The following is a 25,491-nucleotide window of genomic DNA, read 5'->3' on the forward strand; positions in this document are numbered from 1 at the left end:
ATGCACGATGCAATCGCGGCGACCGAGGACGACGCCATGTTCGACGGCCTGACCGTGCTCGACCTGAGCCAGGGCATCGCCGGCCCGTACTGCGGGCTGATCCTGCGCCAGCAGGGCGCGCGCGTGATCAAGGTGGAGCCGCCGGGCGGCGACTGGTCACGGCAGATGGGGCGCATCCGCGCCGGCCAGACCGCGATCGCGGTCGCCTGCAACGCGGGCAAGGAAAGCGTGGTGCTGGACGCGCGCAACGCCGACGGCCGCGCCGCCATCGGCCGGCTGGCGCAGCGCGCCGACGTGGTGATCCAGAACTTCCGCCCCGGCGTGGCCGAACGCATGGGCGTCGGCTACCAGGCCCTGGCCGCGCATAACCCGGCGCTGGTCTATGTCTCGATCTCGGGCTACGGCCATGCCGGACCGCTGGCGCACCGGCCCGCGGTGGATACCACCATGCAGGCCTACAGCGGGCTGATGCACCTGAACCGCGACGCCGCCGGCCAGCCGCGCCGCATCGCCTTCTTCATGGTCGACCTGGCCACCGGGCTGTACGCGTCGCAGCAGGCGTCGGCGGCGTTGTACCAGGCCGCGCGCCGCGGCCGCGGCCGCCATGTGCGGCTGTCGCTGCTCGAGACCAGCGCCGCGCTGCAGTCCTACCTGATGATTGACGATGCCATGTTCCCCGACGCCGAGCTGGCCGCGGCCAACGCGCCGACCGGGCTGTTCGAGGCGGCCGATGGCGCGCTGTACCTGAGCATGCTCAACGACGCGATGTTCCTGCGGCTGTCCAGGCTGCTGGGATTCGATGACTGGCTTGCCGATGCGTCGCTGCACAGCAGCGCCGGCCGGCTGCCGCGCGCGGCGGAACTGGGCCGGCGCGTGGCGCAGGCGCTGGCCGCGCAGCCGCTGGCGCACTGGGAGGCGCTGCTGACCGAGCACGATGTGCTGTTCGCGCGCGTCGGCCATGCACGCGAGTTGCTGCAGAGCGCGCAGTGCGCGCAGGCGGGCGTGTTCGGCCGGCTGCCGCTGGCAGGGATAGGCGAGGTGCCGTGGGCCAACCTGCCCGGCATGGCGGGACGAGACCGGCCGGCAGGGAATGCGCCGGCGCTTGGCCAGCATACCGAGGCGGTGCTGGCCGAGTTCGGCATCGGCGCCTGAAGCGGAGCCGCAAAAGAAAAACGGACGGTGCGCGATTGCGTACCGTCCGTGTCCCTTGTGCGTTGGTAGGCTCGATTGGACTCGAACCAACGACCCCCACCATGTCAAGGTGGTGCTCTAACCAGCTGAGCTACGAGCCTAGCGAAGGCGCGAATTATAGAGAGCGCTTCACGATTGCGCAAGCACCCCCGCGCAACTTTTTGCGTGGGTGCCTGGCAGGGCGCCTCAGGTCGGCCTCAGGTCGGCCTCAGGTCGCCTCAGGCCGCTGCGACGCGATCGCGCAGTTCGCGCTTCAGCACCTTGCCGATGGCGCTGCGCGGCAGGCTCTCCACCTCGTGGATCTGTGCCAGCCGCTGGGTCTTGCCCAGCCGCTCGTTGGCCCACGCCAGCACCTCTTGCGCGCTCGCGCCGCCGTCGGCGCGCAGCGCGACAAAGGCCACCGGGGTCTCGCCCCAGCGCTCCGACGGCACGCCGACCACCGAGACTTCGGACACCGCCGGATGCTCGCGCACCACCGCCTCGAGGTCGCTCGGGTAGATATTGAAGCCGCCCGAGATGATCATGTCCTTCTTGCGGTCCAGCAGCACCAGGAAGCCGTCCTCGTCGAAGCGGCCGATATCGCCGGTGCGGATAAAGCGCTGGCCCTGCGCGTCATGCCATTCGGTCTCGGCGGTCTTCTCGGGCTGGTTGTGGTAGCCGTTCATCATCGCCGCCGAACGGCCCACCACTTCGCCGGTGCTGCCGGGCGGCAGCTCGCGGCCATCCTCGTCGATGATGCGCACGTCGGCGCCGGTGGCGGGGCGGCCGACGGTGTGCAGCTTGTGCGGGAACTGGTCGGCGAACAGCAGGCAGCCACCGCCGCCTTCGGTCATGCCGTAGAGCTCGGTCAGCGCGCCGGGCCAGCGCCGCAGGATTTCGGCCTTCAGCGTCGGGCTGCACGGCGCGCTGGTGCAGAACTTGTGCCGGAAGGCGGACAGGTCGTGCTGGTCGAACGCCGGATGCGCCAGCAGGCGCTGGTACTGCACCGGCACCAGCATGGTGTGGGTGACGCGATGCTGCTGCGCCAGCGCCAGGTACTGGGCCGCATCGAACTTGGCCATCAGGATGGCCGTGCCACCCAGGCCGATGGTGGGGAAGAAGCTGGCCAGCGTGGTGTTGGAATACAGCGGCGTCGACAGCAGCGTGACCGCGTGCGTGCCATAGCCGGTGGCGGCGCCGCGCGACACATGGGCCCAGCGCATGCCGTGCGATTGCACGATGCCCTTGGGCGCGCCGGTGGTGCCGGACGAATAGATGATGTTGAGCGGCAGTTCCGGACGGATCTCGGGTTCCGTCACCGGCGTGCCGGCGGGCGCGAGCCAGTCCGTGTATGGCCGGCCCGCGTCGCTGTCGTCGAGCGTGATCACGGGCGTGCCGGCCAGCCTGGCGCGCACCGGCGCCAGCACGTCGGCGCTGGCATCGGTGAACACGAAGCGTGCGCCCGCGTCGGCAATCATGCCGGCCAGGCTGTCGGGCGTGGACGACGGCGCCAGCGGCGCGACCACCACGCCGGCGCGCACCGCGCCCAGGTACACCGCGGCGTATTCGATCGACGACGCGGCGCAGATGGCGATGGCTTCGCCGGGCCGCACGCCGTCGCGCGCCAGTGCCGCGGCAATGCGGTCCATGGCGGCGTCGAGCCCGGCGTAGTCGAGCACGCGTTCGCCATGCATCAGCGCACGTTGCGCCGGGCGCTGCGCGGCGTGCTCGCGCACGAGCACGGACATGGTGGTGAAGGGACGTTGCAGCGGAGTCGGTTGGGTCATGTCGGGCAGTGTTGGTGGATGCGGCAAGCATTACTGGATCTGCGCGCCGGAGTCCTTCACCACCTTGCTCCAGCGGTTGATCTCGGCGTCGATATGGGTGCGCAGCGCGGCGGGCGTCGAGCCCACCGGCTCATAACCGTTGGCCGCCAGCGTGGCCTTCAGCTCCGGCTGGCGCAGCACGGTGGCGATCTCGGTGCTGAGCCGGTCGATCACCGGCTGCGGCGTGCCGGCCGGTGCCAGCATCGCGTACCAGCCGGTAATGCTGATGCCGGGCACGCCGGCCTCGGCCAGCGTCGGCACCTCCGGGGCGACGGCGGCGCGCTGGCTGCCGGTGACGGCGAGCGCGCGCAGCTTGCCGCTTTTCACATGCGGCAGCGTGGTCGAGATGCTGTCGAAGGTCAGCTGGACTTCGCCGGACAGCATCGCCGTCACCACCTGGGCGCTGCCCTTGTACGGCACATGGGTCATCTTGATGCCCGCCACCGAATCGAACAGTTCGCCCGCGAGGTGGCCGGTATTGCCGTTGCCCGCCGAGGCAAAGGTCAGCTTGCCGGGCGCGGCCTTGGCCTCGGCGATCAGCTCCTTCACATTGGTGGCCTGCAGCGACGGGCTGGCCGCCAGGATCATCGGCAGGTTGGCCACCAGCGAAACCGGCGCGAAATCCTTGCGGGTGTCGTAGGGCAGCCGCGGATACAGGCTGGTGTTGATGGCATGCGCCGCCAGCACCATGATCAGCGTGTAGCCGTCGGGTTTGGCGCGCGCCAGCGCCTGGCTGGCGATGGTGCCGCCGGCGCCCGGCCGGTATTCCAGCACCACCGGCTGGCCCAGGCGCTCCTGCAGCTTGGCGGCGACGGGACGCGCCAGCAGGTCGGCGCTGCCGCCGGGCGGGTAGGGAATCAGCAGCTGGATCGGCCGCGCCGGCCAGGTCTCGGCGGCGGCGCCGGCGGGCAGGGCGGCTGCGGCTGCGGTGGCCAGCATGGCGGCCAGCCATGCGCGGCGGCCCCGGGCGGGGCGCGGAGTGGATGCCATCGGGTGTCTCCTCGTTGTGCCGGCCGCGCACGCAGCCGGGGTCCCTGCGCCGAATCCGGCGGGGAAGTGGATGTCACCAACGGTAATGGCGTCAGGCTGCCAGCGGAATTCTTAAATCGATAAGTCTGGCTTTTTGCGGGCGAAGCGGTACCGGGGAATCGGTGCCGGCGAATCGGAGCCGCTAATGGCTGGTCGGATGCGGCGGGCTGAACCAGTAGGGCACCAGCGCGGCGGCGATCAGCACCGCCGCCGACAGGAAGATGGCAGCGTAGGTGGACGGCAGCGGCCAGCCGCGCACATGGCCGGCATTGGCGATCAGCCCGAAGGCCCATGAGGTCAGTGCCGAACCCAGGAACACGAAGGTATTGAGCAGCCCCAGCCCGCGCCCGCGCTGCGACGGCGGGATCAGCCCGCGGCCCTGCGCCATCACCAGCGGATGCAGCATGCCGATGGTCGACAGCAGCGCCATCATCGCCACCCCATAACCGATGCCGCGGTCCGGCCATAGCGACAGCAGCACGCCCCCGGCCATGGCCAGGCACGCCCAGCCGGCGATGGCTGCCTTGAGCGTGCTGCGCCGTACCAGCACCGGCAGCACGAAGGCGGTCAGGAAGCCGGCCAGGCTCAGCAGCGTCAGCGCCACGCCGCGCGGTGCCGAGCCCAGGCTGAACACGTCGGCCAGGTAGGGCCCGCTCCAGGCATTGCGGAAGGCGGTGCCGGCGGCCATCGCCACGCACAGCGGGATCAGCGTCCACAGCGGCGCCAGCTTGAGCAGCTGCAGGCTTTCCGACAGCATCGCCGGCCACGACGCGCCGCGCGCCTCGGCATGGCCCTGGTCGCGCACGCAGCGCCACACGCCATAGCAGGCCGCCACCATGCCCAGCGCCGACACCGCCATCGACGGCCGCCAGCCCACCAGCGAGATGGCCCAGCCCAGCGGCGCGGTCGCGCACAGCGAGCCGATCATGCCGGTGGCGTTGGAGCGGCTGACCACGCGGGTGTAGTCGCGCTCGGACAGCTGCTCCGAGGCGAAATGCAGCAGCCCCATGAACACCGGCGCGCACGCCAGCCCCAGGCCCATCTGCGCCAGCGTGGCGGCGCCGCCGTTGGGGGCCAGCACGAACAGGATCGACGACAGCGCGCCCACCGCCAGCAGCAGCGCGGTCGGGCGGCCCACGCCATAGCGGTCGAAGGCGATGCCCACCGGGATCTGCGCCACGGCGAAGGCCAGGAAGAACGACGACGACAGCGCGCCGAAGCCCGCCGGCGACAAGCCGAAATCGTGCTGCAGCTCCGGCGCCATCACCGCCAGGCACGAGCGGAAGAACTGGCTGAGCGCAAAGGCAAAGGTCAGGATGGCGATGCCGCGCACGGCGTACGCGGCCGGGGTGCGCGCGGGCAGGGCCGTGGCGCCTGGGGGCGATCCGGAAGGGGGGATATTGCTGGGGGTCACGGCGTCAGTGGCGCTGTCTCTGCAGCGAGTGTAGGGCCTGCGCGCGTTGCCGGATCAACGGTTGGCCGGTGTTCGCCCAGATTGCGCGCCCAGATTGCGCGGGCGGGGAGTTGCGCTGCCGATTGTGTACTCCCTCTCCCGCTTGCGGGAGAGGGTCGGGGAGAGGGCGGGAGTTTCCACGAAGTCGAGGCCGTCGCGTTACGCAAGTGCCTGCCCTCTCCCCCGGCCCCTCTCCCGCAAGCGGGCGAGGGGAGCAAACAAGCGGTTCGCTGGTGCGTATCAGCCCGGCAGCGCGTCGTACGTCAGCAGGAACACCTGCTCATCCCCGGCGCTGACCGGCAGCCATACGATTTCCAGTTCCGGGAAGGCCGCCTCCACATTGGCATGCTCGTTGCCGATCTCCACCACCAGCACGCCGCCCGGGTTCAGCCGCGCCTTGGCCCCGGCGATGATCCGCCGCACCACGTCCATGCCGTCGTCGCCGCCGGCCAGCGCGATGCGCGGCTCGGCCAGGTATTCGGGCGGCAGCGCCTGCATCGAGCTTTCGTTGACGTAGGGCGGGTTGGTCAGGATCACGTCGTAGGTGGCGCCGTGCGGCAGCGGCGCGTACAGGTCGCCCTGGTACAGCCGGATGCGGTCTTCCATCTTGTAGTCGGCCACATTGCGGTGCGCCACGGCGAGCGCATCGGGCGAGATGTCGACCGCGTCGATCTTCGCGTTCGGCCACACATGCGCGGCCACGATCGGCAGGCAGCCGGAGCCGGTGCACAGCTCCAGCACCGGGCCGATGCTGTCGCTCTCGCCGACCCAGGGCTCCAGCCCTTCCTGCAGCAGTTCGCCGATAAAGCTGCGTGGCACGATCACGCGCGAATCGACGTAGAAGCGCAGCCCGTGCATATAGGCCTCGTGGGTGATGTAGGCGGCCGGCACGCGCTCGTTGACGCGGCGGTCGATCACTTTCAGCACGGCCTCGACTTCCTCGGGCAGCAGCCGCGCATCGAGGAAGGGATCGAGCGTATCGAGCGGCAGGCTGAGCGTATGCAGCACCAGGTAGGCCGCCTCGTCATAGGCGTTGGCGCTGCCGTGGCCGAAGGACAGGCGCGCGGCGGTAAAGCGCGACACGGCCAGGCGCAGCAGGTCGCGCACGGTGCGCAGGGGAGAGGGCGTTGCCATGGATGGGTTGTCTTTGCGAAAAGTTCAGGCGATCAGGCGTTCGAGCACGCCGCGGTACACGTTCTTCAGCGGCTCGATGAAGCGCACTTCGACGTGCTCGTCGATCTTGTGGATGCTGGCGTTGGGCGGGCCGAACTCGATCACCTGCGGGCAGATCTTCGCGATGAAGCGGCCGTCCGAGGTGCCGCCGGTGGTCGACAGCTCGGTGTCGAAGCCGGTCTCGGCCCGGATCGCCGACGACAGCGCCTCGGACAGCTCGCCGCGCGGCGTCAGGAAGGGCTCGCCGCCCAGGGTCCAGTCGAGCGTGTAGTCGAGGCTGTGGCGGTCCAGGATGGCATGCACGCGCGCCTTCAGGCCCTCGGGCGTGCTCGCCGTCGAGAAGCGGAAATTGAAGTCGATGGTGACGTGGCCCGGGATCACGTTGGTGGCGCCGGTGCCGCCGTGGATGTTCGACATCTGCCAGCTGGTGGGCGGGAAGTATTCGTTGCCCTGGTCCCAGGTTTCGGCGGCCAGTTCGGCCAGCGCCGGGGCGGCGTCATGGATCGGGTTGCGGCCCAGGTGCGGGTAGGCGATATGGCACTGGATGCCCTTCACCGTGAGCTTGCCCGACAGCGAGCCGCGGCGGCCGTTCTTGACCATGTCGCCGAGCGCGTTGACCGAGGTCGGCTCGCCGATCACGCAGTAGTCGAGGCGCTCGCCGCGCGCGGACAGCGCCTCGACCACCTTGACGGTGCCGTCGTGCGCCGGGCCTTCCTCGTCGCTGGTGATCAGGAAGCCGATCGAGCCGGCATGCGCGGGATGTGCCTTGACGAATTCTTCCACCGCCACCACGAAGCCCGCGATCGAGGTCTTCATGTCGGCGGCGCCGCGGCCGTACAGCTTGCCGTCGCGGTGGGTCGGCGCGAACGGGTCCGAATGCCACTGCTCCAGCGGGCCGGTCGGCACCACGTCGGTATGGCCGGCGAACACCAGCAGCTTGCCGTCCTTGCCCCTAGTGCCGCGCCTGACCGCCCACAGGTTGGTCACGCGGAAATCGTCGGGCCCGCTGACCAGCGCTTCGCAGTCGAAGCCGATGGCCTTCAGGCGGGTTTCCAGGATGGCCTGGCAGCCTTCGTCGGCGGGCGTGACGGAGCGGCGGCGGATCAGGTCTTCGGTAAGGGCGAGGGTGGGGTTCATCGGACGGCGGAATCGGAAATCAGAACTGGCTGGCGTACTGGTCGGCGGAGAAGCCGACCATCACCTTGCCATCGTGGGCCAGCACCGGGCGCTTGATCAGCGACGGGCTTTGCTGCATCAGCGCGATCGCGCCGGCTTCTTCGTCGGCGCGGGCCTTGTCGGCATCGGACAGCGCGCGCCAGGTGGTGCCCTTGCGGTTGAGCAGCGTGGCCAGCGGCACGTGCCGCAGCCAGCCGCGCAGCATGGCCTCGTCCACGCCCTGCTTCTTGAAGTCGTGGAAGGTGTAGGCGACGCCGTTGGCATCCAGCCAGGTGCGGGCCTTCTTGACGGTATCGCAGTTGGGAATGCCGTAGAGCAGCACGGTCATGGTTGGTCTCGTTACTTTCACTGGTCAGCGGAACAGCAAATTCAGCGCGATCACCAGGCCGCCCAGGCCCAGCGCCACGCCGCCCATTGCCACCGCCGTCATCAGGCGCAGGCGCCGGTCCAGCCGGGCGGCTTCCTTGCGCAGCGCGTCGATGGTGATGGCGTGCTGCTCGGCCAGCAGCTTGACCGCCTCGGCCTGCTGCACGACCGCGGCTTCGAGTTCGGCGATGCGGGCCGCGGGATCGCGTGCGTCGGCCACTGCGGCTTCGGGCGAGCCGTCCTTGCGCTTGTTCTTCTTCAGTTTCTCGAGGGTCTTGTTGGCCTGTTCGAGAATGGTGGGCAGCAGGGAAAGCACGGTACTGACGGTGGTGGGATCCAGGGCCATGAGTCGCTTGCGGAGGGAGGGCATGTTCAGCCTGGCCGGGCGGGGGACGACGGTAAATCGGCCCCGGAGCCGGGCCCCGGGGTGGCGCGGCCCATGCGGGCCGCGAGCGGTGCTCAGTCGCCGCGCAGCAGGTCGTTCAGGCTGGTCTTGGCGCGGGTCTGCGCGTCGACCTTCTTCACGATCACGGCGCAGTACAGGCTGTACTTGCCGTCCTTGGACGGCAGGTTGCCCGCCACCACCACCGAGCCGGCCGGCACGCGGCCATAGTGGATCTCGCCGGTTTCGCGGTCGTAGATCTTGGTCGACTGGCCCAGGTACACGCCCATCGAGATCACCGAGTTTTCCTCGACGATCACGCCTTCGACCACTTCCGAACGCGCGCCGATAAAGCAGTTGTCTTCGATGATCACCGGGTTGGCCTGCAGCGGCTCCAGCACGCCGCCGATGCCCACGCCGCCCGACAGGTGCACGTTCTTGCCGATCTGCGCGCACGAACCGACCGTGGCCCAGGTGTCGACCATGGTGCCTTCATCGACATAGGCGCCGATGTTGACGTACGACGGCATCAGCACCGCGTTCTTCGCGATGAACGAACCGCGGCGGGCCACGGCGGGCGGCACCACGCGGAAGCCTGCCTTGGCGAAATCGTCGCCGCTCCAGCTGGCGAACTTGGTCGGCACCTTGTCGTAGAACTGGGCAAAGCCGCCGGCGCTCATCGGCGCGTTGTCTTCCAGGCGGAACGACAGCAGCACGGCCTTCTTGACCCACTGGTTGACGATCCAGTCCTTGCCTTGCTTCTCGGCCACGCGCAGCGTGCCGGCATCGAGCTGGCCGATGACGTTGGCAACGGCCTCGCGGATGTCGTTGGGGGCGGACTTCGGCGACAGGCTGGTGCGGTCTTCCCAGGCCTGGTCGATCAGGGCTTGCAGAGCTTGCGTCATGGTTGGATTCTCAGGGTTGATGTTGATGTTCGGTCGTCGAGTCTCAGCCTCGACCTCTTGTTTGCTCCCCTCTCCCGCTGGCGGGAGAGGGGCAGGGGGTGAGGGTGGGCGGTTCTACTGGCGTGTTGCCTTGCTAAACCACCCCTCACCCCGACCCTCTCCCCTTGAGGGGAGAGGGAGAACACAAAGGGATAATCAGGCCTCAGCCCAGCGATTTGCAGAATTCCACGATCCGCCGCGCCCCCTCCACGCATTCCTCCGGCGTTGCCACCAGCGCCATGCGCACGCGGTTGGCGCCGGGGTTGATGCCGTCGGCCTCGCGCGCCAGGTAGCTACCGGGCAGCACCGTGACGTTCTGCTCGGCCAGCAGCCGCGCGGCGAATTCGGTATCGGACAGGCCGGTGCGCGAGACGTCGGCCCACAGGTAGAAGCCGGCATCGGGCAGCGCCACGTCGAGGACCTCCGCCAGCATCGGCGTGACTTCGCTGAACTTGCGCACGTAGGCGGCGCGGTTCTCGCGCACATGCGACTCGTCGTTCCACGCGGCGATGCTGGCGCTCTGCACCGCCGGGTTCATGGCGCCGCCGTGGTAGGTGCGGTAGAGCAGGAACTGCTTGAGCAGCGCGGCGTCGCCGGCGACGAAGCCGGAGCGCAGGCCCGGCACGTTGGAGCGCTTGGACAGGCTCGAGAACACCACCAGGCGCTCGAAGGGGTTGGCCCCATTCGCACGGCCGAGCTTGTGCGCGGCCTCGAGCGCGCCCAGCGGCGCGCGGCCCTCGTCGAAATAGATCTCGGAATAGCACTCGTCGGAGGCGATCACGAAGCCGTAGCGGTCGGACAGCGCGAACAGCTGCCGCCAGTCTTCCAGCGACAGCACCGCGCCGGTCGGGTTGCCGGGGGTGCAGACAAAGAGCAGCTGCACCTTCTGCCAGACCTCGTCGGCAATGCGGTCGAAGGCCGGGGCGAAATTGCGCGCCGGATCGCTGTTGGCGAACACCGGGGTGGCGCCGGCCAGCAGCGCCGCGCCTTCGTAGATCTGGTAGAACGGGTTGGGGCACAGCACCAGCGCGCCCGGCCGGGTGCCGTCGACCACGGTCTGGGCAAAGGCGAACAGCGCCTCGCGCGAGCCGGTCACGGGCAGCACTTCGGTGGCGGCGTTGACCTTGGGCAGGCCGTAGCGGCGCTCCAGCCAGCCTGCGATGCACTGCCGTAGTGCATCGGAGCCGGCCGTTGTGGGATAATTCGCCAGCCCCGCAAGCGACTCTGCCAGCGCTTGCTTGATGAATGCAGGCGTCGGATGCTTGGGTTCACCGATGCCGAAGCTGATGGCCGGCTTGTCGGCAGCCTTTACTTGCGCAAAGAGCACCCGCAGTTTCTCGAACGGGTAGGGCTGGAGCAGGTCGAGGCGCGGATTCACAGTGTCAGTCGGGGCCGGTTAAAACGACGCATTATAGAGGAACGGCGCGGGTTTCCGTGCGCCGGCCCGGCCCGCCAGGCGGTCTTTGGCGAGGGTGGGCCGCCGCGGATGGCGGGCATCACGCCACGGTGATGCCGCCGGCGCCGTCCGGACGCTGCCCGCCGCGCATGGCGGGCGCTCCGGCTCGCCTCGCACCGATTCCCTTTATGAGCACAAATTCCGTTGCGGCGCCGCTGGCGCCGGCCGACCGCCATGCGGTCAAGGCATCGCTTTCCATCCTGATCGGCGCCTCGGTGTGGGGCATCGCGTGGTTCCCGTACCGGGTGCTGGCCGGCTGGGGCCTGGGCGGCATGCATGCCGCGGCGCTGGTCAGCGCGGTCGCGGCGGTGCTGTCGCTGCTGGCGTTCCGCCGCCACCTGGGCGGGCTGCGGCCGCACTGGCTGTTCCTGGCGATCGGCCTGGCGGCGGGCGTGACCAACGCCGGCTTCGTCTGGGGCAGCGTCAACGGGCACGTGATGCGGGTGCTGCTGCTGTTCTACCTGACGCCGGTCTGGACCGCGCTGTTCGCGCGGCTGTTCCTGGGCGAGCGGCTGTCGGCGGCCGGGCTGGCGCTGGTGGGGCTGGCGCTGTTCGGCGCCGGGCTGATGCTGTGGACGCCGGAGGTCGGCGTGCCGCTGCCCGGCTCGGCCGCGGAATGGTCCGGGCTGATCGGCGGCATGGGCTTTGCGGTCAACAACGTGCTGTCGCGCCGCGCCGGGCAACGTTTTCCGGACACCGATGCACGCGTGCGCACGGTGGTGGTCTACCTGGGCTGCACCGTGGTCGGCGTGCCGGCCGCGCTGCTGCTCGACGGCCCGGTGGTGGCGGTCATGCCGGCAGCGCAGGTCAGCGCGGCGATGCTGGTGCTGGGGCTGGCGGCGGTGCTGGTGGTCAGCAACTCGGTGGTGCAGTACGGGCTGCAGCGGCTGCCGGCCAACCGCGTGTCGCTGCTGATGCTGTTCGAGATCGTCATCGCCGCGGTGTCGTCGTGGTGGCTGGCGACCGAGGTGCTGAGCTGGAAGGAGGCCGCGGGCGGCCTGTGCATCATCGCCGCCGGCGCCTTGTCCGGGCTGGTGCACCGCAGCCGCGCCGCGTCCGTGCCGGCCGCGGGCGCCGAGGCCGCGGCCTGCCACTAGCTCCGGCGCAGCTCAGTGGAGGATCACCCGCGACACCATCGCCACCAGCGGCGCGCGCACCGCACGCTCCACGCCGCGGTGCAGCTGCAGCGGCCGCAGCAGCATCTTGACCGTCATCTCGATCGGGATGTTGCGGCGGATCACGCGTGACACGCGCGTATTGAGGGCGCGCACCTCCGCCTCCGGGATCGACTCGACCCCGCGTTCCATGCGCAGCACGTTGCGCAGCGCGATCGCCGCGTCCTCGTTCTTGATCTCCAGCAGCCGGCGCGCCACCGCGCCCAGCACGCGTAGCCGGCCCAGGCGCTCGGCCTCGGCGAAGCGGTTGAAGAAGTGGAGGAAGTGCTTGTAGTGCCGCACCTCGTCGTTGGAGATGCGCCGCGTCAGGTCGCGCAGCACCGGCTCGTCGCTGGCCTGCTCGAGCGCCCTGTAGTAGGCCGCGGTGCCGGTCTCGACCACGCAGCGGGCCGCCATCTCGAGCGCCTCGGTGGGCTCGAACTGGTCGATCGAGCAGGTCTGGCTGTACTCGTCGAAGAAGCGCGCATAGCCGCGTTCCCAGTCGAATTCCGGCCAGACGTGCTCGACATAGCGCCGCAGCGCCAGGCCATGCTGCAGCTCCTCGGCTTCCCAGTGCTCGGACAGCCAGCCGGCGGCTTCGGGCACGCGGGCGTAATAGGTCGCCAGGTTGCCGGCATAGGTGTCGGAGCCGCTTTCGATGAACGAGGCCGACACCAGCAGGTAGAACAGGTCGCGGTCGCCGCGCACGCGCGCGACGTCGATCGCCTCGTATCGGATGTCGCTGACCAACCACGGCCGGGCGGCCGCTGACGGTTCACTCATGCTCTGTCCTCCTGGTTCGCCCAAAGGCGGGCGAAACGCTGCGAAAAGGCTGCTGGGGGCGTTCATGGTGCGTGGGGCCGGAGCGCATCCGGCATCACGCCGACAGAGCAGAGACTAGCATTTACCCTGATTAGTTTCCGGTGCGTCACGCGGCAAGCGCGGCTGGCGGCCCGCGCCTGGCTTGGCAAAGTGCTTGCAAAACCGCTTGTAAGGGTCGGAAAGGCAAAGGAATTCGGGGCGCCGGCATCTGGCGCTGGAGGGCCCCAAACGGGCCGGCGAAGGCATCTGCGATGGTATGATTAGCCCCAATTCTCGGGCTGGAGGGGTGTTTTGAGGTGCTGGCGTCACGCCGCGCCGGTCCCCGCGCAGCCCGGCTTTTCCGAACCGTGCAATAGCCCCGATACCCGATACCAGGCCGCTCCCGCGTTCCAGCCGGAGTGGCCGATACCACACGAGAAACCGTGCGACTATCCTCGATCAAACTGGCGGGCTTCAAGTCATTCGTCGATCCCACCAATTTCCAGGTGCCGGGCCAACTGGTCGGCATCGTCGGTCCCAACGGCTGCGGCAAATCCAACATCATCGATGCCGTGCGCTGGGTGCTGGGCGAGTCACGCGCGTCCGAGCTGCGTGGCGAGTCCATGCAGGACGTCATCTTCAACGGCTCGACCGCGCGCAAGCAGGCCGGCCGCGCCAGCGTCGAACTGGTGTTCGACAACGCCGAAGGCCGCGCCGCGGGCCAGTGGAGCCAGTACGCCGAAGTGGCGGTCAAGCGCGTGCTGACCCGCGACGGCACCTCGTCCTACTACATCAACAACCAGCCGGTGCGCCGGCGCGACATCCAGGACATCTTCCTGGGCACGGGCCTTGGCCCGCGCGCCTACGCCATCATCGGCCAGGGCATGATCTCGCGCATCATCGAGGCCAAGCCCGATGACATGCGCATCTTCCTGGAAGAGGCGGCGGGCGTGTCCAAGTACAAGGAGCGCCGCCGCGAGACCGAGAACCGGCTGTCCGACACCCGCGAAAACCTGACCCGGGTCGAGGACATCCTGCGCGAGCTCGGCAGCAACCTCGAAAAGCTCGAAGGCCAGGCCGAAGTGGCGCAGCGCTTCAAGACGCTGCAGGCCGACGGCGAAGAGAAGCAGCACCTGCTGTGGCTGCTGCGCAAGCGCGAGGCCCAGCAGGAGCAGGAACGCCACCAGCGCGCCATCGAGCAGGCCCAGATCGACCTGGAAGCGCAGACCGCGCAGCTGCGCCATGTCGAGGCCGAGCTGGAAACCATGCGCGCCGCGCACTATGCCGCATCGGATGGCATGCACGCCGCGCAGGGCGCGCTGTATGAAGCCAATGCCGAAGTCAGCAAGCTCGAGGCCGAGATCCGCTACGTGGTGGAATCGCGCAACCGCGTGCAGGCGCAGATCGCCGCGCTGACCGCGCAGCGCGAGCAGTGGCAGGCCAAGGCCGAGCAGGCCACCGACGAACTGGCGCAGGCCGAGGAAAACCTGGCCGTGGCCGAAGGCTGCACGGTCGAGGCGCAGGAGGCCGTGGCGCAGCAGAACGACGAGCTGCCGACGCTGGAAGCGCAGTGGCGCGACGCCCAGCAGCTGCTCAACGAGCAGCGCGCCGGCATCATGCAGGCCGAGCAGGCGCTGAAGCTGGAGGCCGCGCAGCAGCGCAGCGCTGACCAGATGCTGCAGCAGCTGGAACAGCGCCGCGAACGGCTGTCGGCCGAAGACAAGGGCCTGGACCGCCCCGACGAGACCCGCCTGGAGCAGGCCCGCGCCGAGCTGGCCGAGCAGGAGGCGCTGGTCGAGGAAGCCCAGGCCGTGCTCGCCGACGCCGAAGAGAACGTGCCGCGCCTGGACGAGGCGCGCCGCGCCGCGCAGGCGCGCGTGCACAGCGAAGCCGCCGCCATCGCCACGCTCGAGGCGCGCCTGTCGGCGCTGCGCCAGCTGCAGGAAAACGTGCAGACCGACGGCAAGGTGCAGCCGTGGCTCGCCAAACATGAGCTGGCCGAGCTGCCGCGGCTGTGGAAGAAGGTCCATATCGAGCCGGGCTGGGAAAACGCGCTCGAATCCGTGCTGCGCGAGAAGCTGGCCGCGCTGGAAGTGTCGAACCTGGACTGGGTCAAGGCCTTCCTGTCCGACGCGCCGCCCGCCAAGCTGGCGTTCTACTCGCCGCCGGCCGCGGCGCGTCCGCTGGAAACGCCCGCCGGCCTGCGCCCGCTGATGGCGCTGGTGCAGATCACCGAGCCCGGCATCCGTGCGGTGATGCAGGACTGGCTCGCCGACGTCTATGTCGCCACCGACATGGCGCAGGCGCTGGCCGCGCGCAACACGCTGCCCGAAGGCGCCTCGTTCGTGGTTGCCGAAGGCCACCTGGTGGGCCGCAACGCGATCCAGATCTACGCCGCCGATTCCGAGCAGGCCGGCATGCTCGCGCGCGAGCAGGAAATCGAGAACCTGCACAAGCAGGCGCGCGCGCAGTTGCTGCTGGCCGACGAGGCCAAGACCGAGGCGGTGCGCGCCGAAGCGGCCTACACCCAGGCCAGCCAGGCGCTGGGCGACGCCCGTGCCCGCGCCGAGCAGGCCACCCGCCGCGTGCATGCGCTGCAGATGGACGTGCTCAAGCTGTCGCAGGCGATGGAGCGCTATGCCGCGCGCAGCGGCCAGATCCGCGAGGAGCTGGAAGAGATCCACGCGCAGATCGAAGAGCAGCGCGCGATCCGCGCCGAATCCGAAGCCAGCTTCGAGCAGCACGACGCCGCGCTGGCCGAGATGCAGGCCACCCACGAAGACCAGCAGATGGCCTTCGAGGCGCTGGACAGCAAGCTCTCCGGCGCGCGCCACCAGCTGCGCGACCTCGAGCGCGCCGCGCAGGAAGCGCTGTTTGCCGAGCGCAACCTGGCCAGCCGCATCGACGAGCTGCGCCGCAATATCCAGGTGGCGGCGGACCAGGCCGAGCGCATCGCCGAATCGCTGGAGAACGCCCGCGCCGAACTCGAGACCATCAACGAGCAGACCGCGCATACCGGCCTGCAGGAAGCGCTGGAGCGCCGTGCCGAGAAGGAAGAGAAGCTGACCATCGCGCGCACCGAGCTCGACGCGCTGTCGGCGCAGCTGCGCCAGCACGACGAGCAGCGCCTGGCCGCCGAGCGCAGCCTGCAGCCGCTGCGCGACCGCATCACCGAGCTGCAGCTCAAGGAACAGGCCGCGCGCCTGAACCAGGAGCAGTTCAGCGAGCAGCTGAGCGCCGCCGAGGTGGACGAGGCCGCGCTGGCCGACAAGCTGACCGGCGACCTGAAGCCGTCGTATCTGCAGGGCGAAGTCACGCGCATCAACAACGCCATCAACGCGCTCGGCCCGGTCAACATGGCCGCGCTCGACGAACTGGCCGCGGCGCGCGAGCGCAAGACCTTCCTCGACGCGCAGTCGGCCGACCTGAACGACGCCATCGGCACGCTCGAGGACGCGATCGCCAAGATCGACCAGGAAACCCGCGCGCTGCTGCAGGGCACCTTCGACCAGGTCAACCACCATTTCGGCGAGCTGTTCCCGTCGCTGTTCGGCGGCGGCCAGGCGCGCCTGATCATGACCGGCGAGGAAATCCTCGATGCCGGCGTGCAGGTGATGGCGCAGCCGCCGGGCAAGAAGAACTCGACCATCCACCTGCTGTCGGGCGGCGAGAAGGCGCTGACCGCGATTGCGCTGGTGTTCGCGATGTTCCAGCTGAACCCGGCGCCGTTCTGCCTGCTGGACGAGGTCGACGCGCCGCTGGACGACGCCAATACCGAGCGCTACGCCAATATGGTGGCGCGCATGTCGGACAAGACCCAATTCGTTTTCATCTCACATAACAAGATCGCCATGGAAATGGCTCATCAACTGATTGGCGTGACCATGCAGGAGCAGGGCGTTTCACGGATCGTGGCCGTGGATATGGATGCAGCCGTGTCGATGGCGGAGGCAGCATGAAGCTCAATATGGACCTGCAGACCGCGCTGATCGTCGCGGGCCTGGTTTTCGTGGTGCTGGTGTTCGGCTACAACCAGTGGCAGATCCGCAAGGCGCGCCGCCCGCGCGAGCTGCGGCCCGAGGACGACCTGCCGCCGATGCGCGAGCCGGTGGTCGGCCAGAGCACCGCGCCGGAAACCGCCGCGCGCCTGCACGAAGCCGCCGCCGAGCAGCCGCCGCGGCGTGAGCCCACCTTGTCGCAGGCACCGGGCAGCCCCGGCGCCGCCGTGGCTGACCACAACCACGCCGCTGCCGCCGCGGCCGCGGCAGCCAGCAGCGCCGATGCCGACGAAGCCGTCGCCGAGGAAGTCGCGGTCGGGGCCGCGGCGTCGCGCGCGTCGCAGGAGGAGGCGGATGCCGCTCTCGCCGTGGCACCGGCGCCAGCAGCACCAGCTCCCGCACCCACGCCAGCGCCCGCGCCTGCACCTGCGCCGGCGCTTGCACCGGCACCGGTCGCTGCGGTACCGGACGGCCAGCCCGCGCCCGCAGTCGTCGATCCGCTGATCGACTGCATCGTGCCGCTGCACCTGGAACGCAAGGCCTCCGGCGACCGCATCCTGCCACTGACCGGCCGGCTGCGCCGCGCCGGCACCAAGCCGGTCCACATCGAAGGCCTGCGCGCCGAAGCCAACGCCTGGGAGCCCGTCACCGCCGGCCATCAGTACGAAGACCTGCAGGTCGGCGTGCAGCTGGCCAACCGCGGCGGCCCGCTCAACGCACTCGAGTTCTCGGAATTCGTCACCGCGGTCGAGTCGCTGGCCGAGTCGCTCGACGCCTCGGCCGACCTGCCGGACATGGGCGAGACCGTCGCCAACGCGCGCGAGCTCGACGCCTTTGCCGCCGCCTGCGACGTGCAGCTGGGTGTCAACGTGATCTCCGACGGCGCGCCATGGTCGGCCGCCTACGTGCAGAACGTGGCGACGCAGGACGGGCTGGTGCTGTCGCGCGACGGCACCCGCTTTATCCGCTACCAGGCCAATGCCGAGGGCGTGCAGCGCCCGCTGTTCACGCTGCAGTTCGGCGACACCAATTTCCTGCGCGACGACCTTACCGTCAAGGCCGGCCGCCAGATCACGCTGCTGCTCGACGTGCCGGTGGCAGACCAGGGCGCCAAACCGTTCAAGACCGTGTGCGAGTACGGCCATACGCTGGCGCAGCGCATGGGTGCGCAACTGGTCGACGACAATATGCGGCCGCTGACAGAGGCCTCGTTCGTCGCCATCTTCAACCAGCTCGAGGCGCTGTACCAGAAGCTGGAAGCGCGCGGCATGCCGGCCGGTTCGCCGGTGGCGCTGCGCCTGTTCAGCAACTAGCCGGAGCCTGCCATGACCGCAAAACACCGCGGCGCGCAGGCAGATGCCTCCGCGCCCGCCGGCGCCTTGCCGGCCGACGCCGCCGCCAGCCGCGTGGCCTGGCTGCGCGAAGAGCTGGACCGCCACAACTACCAGTATTACGTGCTGGACGCGCCCACCGTTCCCGATGCGGAATACGACGCGCTGTTCAGCGAGCTGATGGCGCTGGAGCTCGAGCATCCCGAGCTGCAGACGCCGGACTCGCCCACGCAGCGCGTGGGCGGCGAGCCGCTGGCGGCGTTCGACTCGGTGCGGCACCGCGTGCCGATGCTGTCGCTCAACAACGCCTTCGCCGACGACGACGTGCTCAACTTCGACCGTCGCTGCGCGCAGGGGCTGGGCCGCAGCGCGCCCGCGGCGGGCGAGGCCGACCTGTTCAGCGCCGCCGACGCGGTCGAATACGCGTGCGAGCTGAAGTTCGACGGCCTGGCCATGTCGCTGCGCTATGAAGACGGCCGCCTGGTGCAGGCCGCCACCCGCGGCGATGGCGAGACCGGCGAGGACGTCACCGTCAACGTGCGCACCATCAAGGCGATACCGCTGAAGCTGCGCGGACAGGCGCCCGCGGTGCTGGAGGTGCGCGGCGAGGTCTTCATGTTCCGCCGCGACTTCGACAAGCTCAACGCGCGCCAGGCCGAGGCCGGCGAGAAGACCTTCGTCAACCCGCGCAATGCCGCCGCCGGCAGCCTGCGCCAGCTCGATCCGCGCATCACCGCGCGGCGTCCGCTGTCGTTCTTCGCCTACGGGCTGGGCGAACTGCAGGGCGTGGAGCGGCCGCCGACCCACAGCGCCATGCTCGACGGCTTTGCCGCGCTGGGTTTGCCGGTGTGCAAGGACCGTGCGGTGGTGAAGGGCGCGCAAGGGCTGCTCGATTTCTATCGCGATATCGGCAAGCGCCGCGACGAGCTGCCCTACGACATCGACGGCGTGGTCTACAAGGTCAACGCGCTGGCCGAGCAGGAGCGCCTGGGCTTTGTCTCGCGCGCGCCGCGCTTTGCGCTGGCGCACAAGTTCCCGGCGCAGGAGATGACCACCATCGTCGAGGACATCGAGGTGCAGGTCGGCCGCACCGGCGCGATCACGCCGGTGGCGCGGCTCAGGCCGGTGTTCGTCGGCGGCGTGACCGTGACCAATGCCACGCTGCACAACGAGGACGAGATCCGACGCAAGGACGTGCATGTCGGCGACACCGTGATCGTGCGCCGCGCCGGCGACGTGATCCCGGAAGTCGTCGCCGTGGTGACCGAGCGGCGCCCGGCCGATGCCCGTGCCTTCGTGATGCCCACCGCCTGCCCGGTGTGCGGGTCGCATATCGAGAAGCTCGAGGACGAGGCCATTGCCCGCTGCACCGGCGGCCTGATCTGCGCGGCGCAGCGCAAGCAGTCGCTGCTGCATTTCGCGCAGCGGCGCGCCATGGACATCGAAGGCCTGGGCGACAAGCTGGTCGAGCAACTGGTCGACCAGGGCATCGTGCGCACGCCGGCGGACCTGTACAAGCTCGGCGTCGCCAAGCTGGCCGCGCTGGAGCGCATGGCGGACAAGTCGGCCGCCAACCTGGTGACGGCGATCGACAAGTCGCGCGCGACCACCATGAACCGCTTTATCTTCGCGCTCGGCATCCGCCATGTCGGCGAAGCCACCGCCAAGGACCTGGCCCGGCACTTCGGCAAGCTCGACGCGCTGATGGCGGCCGACGAGGCCGCGCTGCTCGAGGTCAACGACGTCGGCCCGGTGGTGGCGCAGTCGATCGCGCACTTCTTCGCCGAGCCGCACAACGTCGAGGTCATCGAGCAACTTCGCGCCGCCGGCGTCCACTGGCCGGAAAGCGAGCCGGTGGCAAAGGCGCCGGCGCCGCTGTCGGGCAAGACTTTTGTCCTGACCGGCACGCTGCCGACGCTGTCGCGCGAAGACGCCAAGGAACTGCTGGAAGCCGCCGGCGCCAAGGTGGCGGGGTCGGTGTCGAAGAAGACCGACTACGTGGTCGCCGGCGCCGAGGCTGGCAGCAAGCTGGACAAGGCCGAGGCGCTGGGCGTGCCGGTGCTGGACGAGGCCGGCATGCTGGCGCTGCTGGCACAAGCCGGCGCCGCGCCGGCCGAGGAATAACCGGGGAACGGAACCATGATCCGCGAGATTCTCAAGATGGGCGATGCGCGCCTGCTGCAGGTGGCGCGGCCGGTGGAGCGCTTCAACACGCCGGAGCTGCGCACGCTGATCGAAGACATGTTCGACACCATGGACCACGCCAACGGCGCGGGCCTGGCCGCGCCGCAGATCGGCGTGGACCTGCAGGTGGTGATCTTCGGCTTCGACCGCAATCCGCGCTACCCGGACGCGCCGACGGTGCCCAAGACGGTGCTGATCAACCCGGTGCTGGAAATGCAGTCCGACGAGATGGAGGACGGCTGGGAAGGCTGCCTGTCGGTGCCGGGCCTGCGTGGCGTGGTGCCGCGGCACCTGCGGCTGAAGTACAGCGGCTACGACCTGATGGGCAACCGCATCGAACGCGTGGCCGAAGGCTTCCATGCGCGCGTGGTGCAGCATGAGTGCGACCACCTGCAGGGGATCCTTTATCCGATGCGGATCAAGGATTTTTCGAACTTCGGGTTTACCGAGGTGCTGTTTCCGGACTTGCCGGCGAACAGCGACGATTGACGGGGCAGGGGGCACCGCCGGTTTGCTCCCCTCTGCCGCGCGCGGGAGAGGGGCCGGGGGAGAGGGCAGGCGCTGGCATACCGACGCCTGTCACTTCGTCGACATGCCGGCCCTCTCCCCAACCCTCTTCCGCAAGCGGGAGAGGGAGCGCGCAATCGGTACAGGGATGAGGCGGTGGCAATTGCCAAAACCCCCGAAAAAAAGCGGCCATTCCGGCCGCTTTTTCACATCAGAACTTCTCGAACTGCCCCAGGAACCGCCACTTGCCCGGCGGCAGGTCGCCCAGCACCACGCGTCCCATGCGCACGCGCTTGAGGCCCACCACCTGCAGCCCCACCTGTTCGCACATGCGGCGGATCTGGCGCTTGCGGCCCTCGCGCAGCACGAAGCGCAGTTGCTCTTCGTTCTGCCAGCTGACCTTGGCCGGCCTGAGCGGCACGCCGTCGAGCGACAGGCCGTGGCGCAGCAGTTCCAGGTCATCGGCCGGGAATTCGGCGCTGATGTTGCGCTCGACCGGCCCGTGCGGCGAGTGCCAGACCACGCGCACCAGGTATTCCTTCTCGACGGTCGAATCCTCGCCGATCAGCGCCCGCGCGACGCGGCCGTCCTGGGTCAGCACCAGCAGGCCGGTGGAGTCGATATCGAGGCGGCCGGCCGGCGCCAGGTTCTTGCGTTGCCACGGCGCGAAGCGCTTGCGCGTGGGGTCGCCTTCCCACTGGTTCTCGGGGGCAAACAGCGCCGCGGCGGGCTCGTAGCCGTCCTCGGCCTGGCCCGAAACGTAGCCCACCGGCTTGTTCAGCAGCACGGTGACGCGCTCGCCTTGCTCGGAGCGCGCTTCCTGCAGGATCTCGATCTCGGCGTCGGGGCGGATGCGGCTGCCGAGTTCGGTCACGGGCTTGCCGTCGACCAGCACCCAGCCGCGCGGAATCCATTCGTCCGCCTCGCGGCGCGAGCACAGGCCAAGTTCGGACATGCGCTTGGACAGGCGTACCAGGCCGTCGTCGTGGGTGGACTCGTCGCGGACCGGGGCGGGCTTTTCCGGGCGTGCGGCCGGTGCGTGCTCGCGTGCCGGGCCGGCGGTGCGGATACGGTCGGCCGCGTCGCTGAAGCGGCGCGCCGGCGCCATGCCTTCGCGGCGGCGCTCGCCCGACGGCGCGGGGCGCGGGCGCCTGTCGTCATCGCCATAGCGGCGCGGGCGCGAGTCGGCGCCTTCGAAGCGGCGGGGACGGTTCTCGTCGTCGCCAAAGCGGCGCGGGCGGGTGTCAGCGCCTTCGAAACGGCGCGGGCGTGCCTCGCCACGGTCTTCGCCAGTGCGGCGCGGGCGGTTGTCGTCGTCGCCATAGCGGCGCGGCGGGCGCGACTCGCTGCTTTCAAAGCGGCGCGGACGCGCTTCGCCGCGGTCATCGCCAGTGCGGCGCGGGCGGTTGTCGTCGTCGCCATAGCGGCGCGGCGGACGGGACTCGCCACCTTCGAAACGGCGCCGACGCGCTTCGCCGCGGTCGGTGCCAGTGCGGCGCGGACGGTTGTCGTCGTCGCCGAAACGTCGCGGCGGACGCGACTCGCCGCCTTCGAAGCGGCGCGGGCGGTTGTCGTCATCGCCGAAGCGACGCGGACGGCTTTCCTCTTCGCCGAAGCGGCGCGGGCGCGCCTCGCCGGCATCCGCACGGCGCGGACGCGCCTGGCGCTCGCCGTCGGCGGGGCGGGGCGCGCGCGGCTGGCGCGGCTGCGCCGGCGCTTCGCCCTGGGCCCCGCCGGCACCGGTCTTGCCGCCGGCACGCTGCTGCGCGCGCTTGATGCCCTCGGAAACGGACTGCACGCGCTTGCGGTTCAGGTCGGACACGCGCACCGGGCGGGTGCCGCCCTTGCGCGCGGGCGTGCCGGTATCGCTGGCGGCCTTGATGCCTAGCGTCTTGCGCTTCGGCGAATTGCTGTCGGTCATATGTTGATGCTGCCCGCCCGCCTCAGATGGCGAGGGCGGCGAGCAAGTCCTGTTCAAGCTGAATCTGCAATCGGTTGTCGGCGGCCAGGCGGCTGCCGTCTACCAGGAACACGTCTTCGACGCGTTCGCCCAGGGTGTTGATGCGTGCCGTGTGCACGGACACGCGATGCCGTGCCAGTACGCGGGCGATGGCGTACAGCAGGCCGGTGCGGTCGTTGGCGGACAGCGACAGCAGGTAATACTGGCCGCGCTCGTCCGGGCGCAGGTCGACGCGCGGCTTGATCGGGAAGCTGCGCGACTGGCGCGACAGCCGCCCCTGCGTCGGCTCGGGCAGCGCGCCCTGCAGGCGCAGCCGCTCGCACAGCTCGTGCTCGACCAGCGCGATGATGTCGCGGTAATTGCCGCCATCGCCGGCCATGCCGGGGTCGGTGACCTGGAACGTATCGAGCGCGTAGCCGTGGCGCGTGGTGTGGATCTTGGCGTCCTGGATCGAGAACGCCTTGCGCTCGAAATAGCCGCAGATGCGCGCGAACAGGTCAGGCTGGTCCTTGATGTAGACCGCCACCTGCAGCCCTTCGCCGGCCGGCGACACGCGCGCCTTGACCACCGGCACCGGGCTGTCGACCTTGTTGTACAGGTGGCGCGTCAGCCAGGCGATATCGTGCGAATCGTGGCGCAGGAAGAACGCCACGTCCAGCTGCGCCCACAGCGACTTGCCCAGCGCCGGGTCGAACGCCTTCAGGCGCAGTTCCGAGATGGTGTCTTGCTTGCGCTGCGCCCACAGCGAATGCGAGTCGACCCGCGCGCCGCCCAGCACGCGCAGCGTGATGTGGTACAGGTCTTCCAGCAGCTTGCCCTTCCACGCATTCCACACCTTGGGACTGGTGCCGCGGATGTCGGCCACGGTCAGCAGGTAGAGCGCGGTCAGGTAGCGTTCGCTGCCGACCACTTCGGCGAAGGCGTGGACCACGTCCGGATCGGTCAGGTCCTGCTTCTGCGCGACGTGGCTCATGGTGAGGTGGTGCTCGACCAGCCAGCAGATCAGGTCGGCATCCTCGCGCGCAATGCCGTGCTGCCGGCAGAAGCGGCGCGCATCGACGGTGCCGAGCCGCGAATGGTCGCCGCCGCGGCCCTTGGCGATATCGTGGAACAGCGCCGCCACCCACAGCACCCAGGGCTTGTCGAAGCTGGCCATCAGCTGGCTGCAGAACGGGAACTCGTGGGTGTGCTCGACGATGGCGAAGCGGCGCATGTTGCGCACCACCATCAGGATGTGCTGGTCCACGGTGTAGACGTGGAACAGGTCATGCTGCATCTGCCCGACGATGCGCCGGAAGTTGATCAGGTAGCGGCCCAGCACGCTGGTCTGGTTCATCAGCCGCAGCGCATGGGTGATGCCCTGCGGCTCCTGCACGATGGCCAAGAACAGCCGGCGGTTCTCGGGATCGTTGCGCCAGCGCGCGTCCATCACCGTGCGCGCGTTGTACAGGCCGCGCAGCGTGCGCGGCGCCAGACCCTTCACGCCGGGCGTGCGCTCGTACAGCAGGAAGGTTTCCAGGATGGCGTGCGGGTCGCGCTCGTAGACGTCGTCGCTGGTGATTTCCAGCATGCCCTGGCGCTCGACGAAGCGCTCGTTGAGCACGCGCGTCACCTGCGACTCGCTCGGGAACAGCATCGCCTCGATATTGAGCAGCAGCACGCTGTTGAGCTGGGTCACCGCCTTGGCGGCCCAGTAGTAGCGGCGCATCAGCTGCTCGCTGGCGCGCTTGTGGGCACTCTGGCGGTAGCCGAAGGCCTCGGCCAGCGCGGTCTGCAGGTCGAACACCAGCACGTCCTGGCGGCGCCCGGCGACCAGGTGCAGGCGCGCGCGGATGGTCTTCAGCAGGCGCTCGTTGCGGGCCAGTTCCTGCGCTTCGCGCTGCGTCAGCAGGCCCTTCTCGAACAATTCCTTCCAGCTGTCGCCCAGGCCCGCGGCCTTGGTCATCCACAGGATCACCTGCAGGTCGCGCAGGCCGCCCGGGCTTTCCTTGCAGTTGGGCTCGAGCGCGTAGGGCGTGTCCTGGTACTTGGCGTGGCGCTGGCGCATTTCCAGCAGCTTGGCCTGGAAGAACGCCGCCGGGTCGAGGTCGTCCTGGTAGCGGCTGCGCAGCGCCTCGAACAGCTTGCGGTTGCCCGTCAGCAGGCGCGCCTCGAGCAGCGAGGTCTGGATGGTGACGTCCTGGCGCGACTCACGGATGCAATCATCCACGGTGCGCACCGCCGAGCCGATCTCGAGCCCTAGGTCCCAGCACAGGCCGATAAAGCGTTCCAGCTTGCCCGCGGTATCCCGGTCGGGCTCGGCGGGCAGCAACAGCAGCACGTCGACATCCGAGTACGGGAACAGTTCGCCGCGGCCGTAGCCGCCCACCGCCACCAGTGCCGCGTCGGCGGGCATGGCCAGCCCGCGCCAGGCCTCGCCCAGTGCGGCATCGACGGCGCGGCGCAGCCGCGTGGTCAGCGTGGCGGCATTGGCGCTGGCGTTGAAGTCCGCAAACAGCGCCTGCTTGTCGGCTTTGAGCTGGTCGCGCACGCGCGCGGCCAGCAGCAGTTCCGGCGTGGTGTCCATGGAGAGGGCGGAAGG

18 protein-coding genes and 1 tRNA gene are annotated in these 25,491 nt (G+C 69.5%); 6 read left to right on the plus strand and 13 right to left on the minus strand.

Translation table 11 applies throughout. The features are described 5' to 3' along the window. On the plus strand, nucleotides 1-1,152 hold the full coding sequence (locus tag C7416_RS07715) for a CaiB/BaiF CoA transferase family protein (RefSeq protein ID WP_111518122.1): 1,152 nt from the start codon (nucleotides 1-3) through the stop codon (nucleotides 1,150-1,152). Between the two features lie 63 nt (nucleotides 1,153-1,215). On the opposite strand, the gene C7416_RS07720 is transcribed toward C7416_RS07715, so the two are convergent. From C7416_RS07720 to dapC, 10 genes are all read right to left on the minus strand, one after another. Further along, nucleotides 1,216-1,292, minus strand: a tRNA-Val gene (locus C7416_RS07720). 117 nt (nucleotides 1,293-1,409) lie between these two features. After that, on the minus strand, nucleotides 1,410-2,957 hold the full coding sequence (locus C7416_RS07725; protein ID WP_111517858.1) for a class I adenylate-forming enzyme family protein: 1,548 nt from the start codon (nucleotides 2,955-2,957) through the stop codon (nucleotides 1,410-1,412). A 30-nt stretch (nucleotides 2,958-2,987) separates the two neighbouring features. Then, the gene (locus C7416_RS07730; protein ID WP_111517859.1) at nucleotides 2,988-3,986 is read right to left on the minus strand and encodes a tripartite tricarboxylate transporter substrate binding protein; all 999 of its coding nucleotides are present in this window, start codon (nucleotides 3,984-3,986) and stop codon (nucleotides 2,988-2,990) included. A 181-nt stretch (nucleotides 3,987-4,167) separates the two neighbouring features. Further along, complete coding sequence (locus C7416_RS07735; protein ID WP_111517860.1) at nucleotides 4,168-5,439, minus strand: MFS transporter; 1,272 nt, start codon at nucleotides 5,437-5,439, stop codon at nucleotides 4,168-4,170. 279 nt (nucleotides 5,440-5,718) lie between these two features. Next, nucleotides 5,719-6,612, minus strand: a complete 894-nt coding sequence (prmB, locus tag C7416_RS07740) for a 50S ribosomal protein L3 N(5)-glutamine methyltransferase (RefSeq protein ID WP_111517861.1) — start codon at nucleotides 6,610-6,612, stop codon at nucleotides 5,719-5,721. A gap of 24 nt (nucleotides 6,613-6,636) precedes the next feature. Beyond that, nucleotides 6,637-7,788, minus strand: a complete 1,152-nt coding sequence (gene dapE / locus C7416_RS07745; protein ID WP_111517862.1) for a succinyl-diaminopimelate desuccinylase — start codon at nucleotides 7,786-7,788, stop codon at nucleotides 6,637-6,639. 19 nt (nucleotides 7,789-7,807) lie between these two features. Beyond that, nucleotides 7,808-8,155 (minus strand): ArsC family reductase, encoded by a 348-nt coding sequence (locus C7416_RS07750; RefSeq protein ID WP_025584560.1) that lies wholly within the window; start codon nucleotides 8,153-8,155, stop codon nucleotides 7,808-7,810. A gap of 24 nt (nucleotides 8,156-8,179) precedes the next feature. Next, complete coding sequence (locus C7416_RS07755) at nucleotides 8,180-8,563, minus strand: hypothetical protein (protein WP_062800157.1); 384 nt, start codon at nucleotides 8,561-8,563, stop codon at nucleotides 8,180-8,182. A gap of 89 nt (nucleotides 8,564-8,652) precedes the next feature. Next, on the minus strand, nucleotides 8,653-9,480 hold the full coding sequence (dapD, locus tag C7416_RS07760) for a 2,3,4,5-tetrahydropyridine-2,6-dicarboxylate N-succinyltransferase (protein WP_111517863.1): 828 nt from the start codon (nucleotides 9,478-9,480) through the stop codon (nucleotides 8,653-8,655). Nucleotides 9,481-9,682: 202 nt separating this feature from the next. Beyond that, nucleotides 9,683-10,897, minus strand: a complete 1,215-nt coding sequence (dapC, locus tag C7416_RS07765; protein ID WP_111517864.1) for a succinyldiaminopimelate transaminase — start codon at nucleotides 10,895-10,897, stop codon at nucleotides 9,683-9,685. A 206-nt stretch (nucleotides 10,898-11,103) separates the two neighbouring features. On the opposite strand from dapC, the gene C7416_RS07770 reads away from it, so the two are divergent. Further along, a complete protein-coding gene (locus tag C7416_RS07770) occupies nucleotides 11,104-12,072 on the plus strand; it encodes a DMT family transporter (protein ID WP_111517865.1) in 969 nt (322 codons plus the stop codon). Nucleotides 12,073-12,084: 12 nt separating this feature from the next. Here C7416_RS07770 and C7416_RS07775 read toward each other — a convergent pair whose 3' ends face one another. Beyond that, nucleotides 12,085-12,912 carry a ferritin-like domain-containing protein gene (locus C7416_RS07775; RefSeq protein WP_111517866.1) on the minus strand — a complete coding sequence of 276 codons (828 nt, stop codon included), beginning with the start codon at nucleotides 12,910-12,912 and terminating at the stop codon, nucleotides 12,085-12,087. Between the two features lie 461 nt (nucleotides 12,913-13,373). Here C7416_RS07775 and smc point away from each other — a divergent pair, with 461 nt between their 5' ends. From smc to def, 4 genes are read left to right on the plus strand one after another with little or no spacing between them, the layout of a single operon-like run. Further along, entirely contained in the window at nucleotides 13,374-16,889 is a 3,516-nt protein-coding gene (smc, locus tag C7416_RS07780; protein ID WP_111517867.1) for a chromosome segregation protein SMC, read from the plus strand. Then, nucleotides 16,886-18,241: a cell division protein ZipA C-terminal FtsZ-binding domain-containing protein gene (locus C7416_RS07785; RefSeq protein WP_111517868.1), complete on the plus strand. Its 1,356-nt coding sequence runs from the start codon at nucleotides 16,886-16,888 to the stop codon at nucleotides 18,239-18,241. Before smc ends, C7416_RS07785 begins: the two co-directional genes overlap by 4 nt. Before the next feature lie 12 nt (nucleotides 18,242-18,253). After that, nucleotides 18,254-20,383: an NAD-dependent DNA ligase LigA gene (gene ligA, locus C7416_RS07790; protein ID WP_111517869.1), complete on the plus strand. Its 2,130-nt coding sequence runs from the start codon at nucleotides 18,254-18,256 to the stop codon at nucleotides 20,381-20,383. A 15-nt stretch (nucleotides 20,384-20,398) separates the two neighbouring features. Further along, nucleotides 20,399-20,932, plus strand: coding sequence for a peptide deformylase (gene def / locus C7416_RS07795; RefSeq protein WP_111517870.1), 534 nt, complete (start codon nucleotides 20,399-20,401; stop codon nucleotides 20,930-20,932). A gap of 229 nt (nucleotides 20,933-21,161) precedes the next feature. Here the strand turns inward: def and C7416_RS07800 are convergent, their stop codons facing one another. Beyond that, on the minus strand, nucleotides 21,162-22,871 hold the full coding sequence (locus C7416_RS07800; protein ID WP_111517871.1) for a pseudouridine synthase: 1,710 nt from the start codon (nucleotides 22,869-22,871) through the stop codon (nucleotides 21,162-21,164). Nucleotides 22,872-22,893: 22 nt separating this feature from the next. Next, nucleotides 22,894-25,476, minus strand: coding sequence for a [protein-PII] uridylyltransferase (locus C7416_RS07805; protein WP_111517872.1), 2,583 nt, complete (start codon nucleotides 25,474-25,476; stop codon nucleotides 22,894-22,896). Nucleotides 25,477-25,491: the final 15 nt, after the last annotated feature.

It is taken from the genome of Cupriavidus phytorum (genome assembly GCF_003254285.1).
GTDB lineage: Bacteria > Pseudomonadota > Gammaproteobacteria > Burkholderiales > Burkholderiaceae > Cupriavidus > Cupriavidus phytorum.